Source organism: Deinococcus marmoris DSM 12784, from assembly GCF_000701405.1.
In the GTDB taxonomy this organism is placed as follows: Bacteria; Deinococcota; Deinococci; order Deinococcales; family Deinococcaceae; genus Deinococcus; species Deinococcus marmoris.
Map to the genome: position 1 here is coordinate 1 of NZ_JNIV01000234.1, position 1,501 is coordinate 1,501.

Annotated in this window: 3 protein-coding genes; all 3 read right to left on the reverse strand. The window is 61.6% G+C overall.

What is annotated here, in order from left to right:
- Positions 1-297: hypothetical protein (locus Q319_RS28520; protein ID WP_211252425.1), on the reverse strand; the 297-nt coding region annotated here is incomplete at its 3' end.
- A gap of 270 nt (positions 298-567) precedes the next feature.
- Complete coding sequence (locus tag Q319_RS0123515; protein WP_029484793.1) at positions 568-891, reverse strand: addiction module antidote protein; 324 nt, start codon at positions 889-891, stop codon at positions 568-570.
- Positions 888-1,271: a type II toxin-antitoxin system RelE/ParE family toxin gene (locus Q319_RS0123520; protein ID WP_156039586.1), complete on the reverse strand. Its 384-nt coding sequence runs from the start codon at positions 1,269-1,271 to the stop codon at positions 888-890. Before Q319_RS0123520 ends, Q319_RS0123515 begins: the two co-directional genes overlap by 4 nt.
- Positions 1,272-1,501 lie beyond the last annotated feature (230 nt).

Sequence of the window (1,501 nt, forward strand, 5' to 3'; positions counted from 1 at the left end):
TTTGGCTCGGCGCTCGGTGATCTCGGGCAGGGTGGCAACCCGGTTCTCGCCCTGGTCTGGAGTCAGCACAGAGGGGGGGGCGACGGGAATGGGGCGGCGCGTTTGCTGAAAATGCTTGCTGGGTGGCGGATGGGCGTGGCCTGCGTCCACCGGTTCGCCACGCAGGGCGGCGCGTCCCCACTCGGTATAGCGGACCTGGCTGGGGGTGAGAGGGGGGATAAGTGTGTTCGAGGGTGGAAATACGGGAGCGTTCTGCCGTACCCTATGCGTCAGGCTGTCCCCTTGTTGGTTTTTCATCGACGTGGGTTCCTTCGGGGTGGGATAGCTGGATCAGAGCGCGGCAAACGCTGCTGATCCACTTCATCTTCAACAGTAGCACCCCGCCTTCAAGCGGGGTGCGATCTGTTGGAGTTTTGTTGGCCCTCTGTTGGTCTGCTGTTAGGTGGCGTCAGACCTGACGACAGTTTCTTGTACCGGGTGCATACATTTGACAGGGGCTGAATACCGCCCTATATTGAAGGAATCAAAGCGGCCTTCGGGCCGTTTTTCTGTTTCCCCTGGCGGTCTCTAGGATGCGGCGCGCGGCTGGGCCGGGGCCAGGGCCAGCCGATAGCCCAGCCCGTGCAGAACGGCGCTAATGGTGCTGAGCGTGGGGTTGCCGTCCTCGGACAGCACTTTGTACAGGCTGCTTTTCCCGATGCCCACCTGTCGGGCCAGCTCCGGCACCCCGCCGCGCGCCTCGGCCACATTCCGCACCGCCAGCATCAGGTGCTGAAGGTCTCCGTCCTGGTCAAACTCCTCCAGGGCGACTTGCAAGTACATGAATGCCTGCTCAGGATCAGCGCGCAGCTCGTCGATCAGCACGTCCTGAAATTTACGGTAGGTCCTCATGATGTTTCCTCCTCTGGGGGGTGTGATTCGGCTGGGTCTGACTTTTCTAGGGCCGGCCTGTTCTGCTGATAGTCATGCCAGTACGCTTTGGCGGCCTCGATGTCGCGGTCCTGGCCGCCTTTGTCCCCACCGCACAGCAGCACCACCAGGCGCTCGCCATCCTCGGCAAAGTAGACCCGGTAGCCAGGACCGAAGAACAGGCGCAGCTCGGTCACGCCGCTGCCGACAGCCTTGGCATCGCCGTATTGCCCGGTTCCCAGACGCTCTATGCGGCGGTCAATGCGCGCCACCGTCACCCGGTCTCCCAGCTTCTGACGCCAGCGCGTGAAGGGTTCACGGCCCTCCTGGGTTTGGTAAATGATCAGCTCCTTCTCAGTCATGGGCCGGGCGACCTCCTGGTCCGCTCTAAAGTACATTAGAGTGTACTTTAAGGCAAGAGAAGGAAATGGAGGTGGCCTTCAGGCTGTTTTTCCCACTTTCACTGGCAGTCTCAGCGTGAGGGGAAGGGCCTGCACCCCCCTCTTTGCTGACCCTTTTTTTGGTCCTATCTGCCCAATAGCCGGGTGACCAGCCCACGTAACCCTGTCGGCTGTGGCTTTGCTGTGGCGGG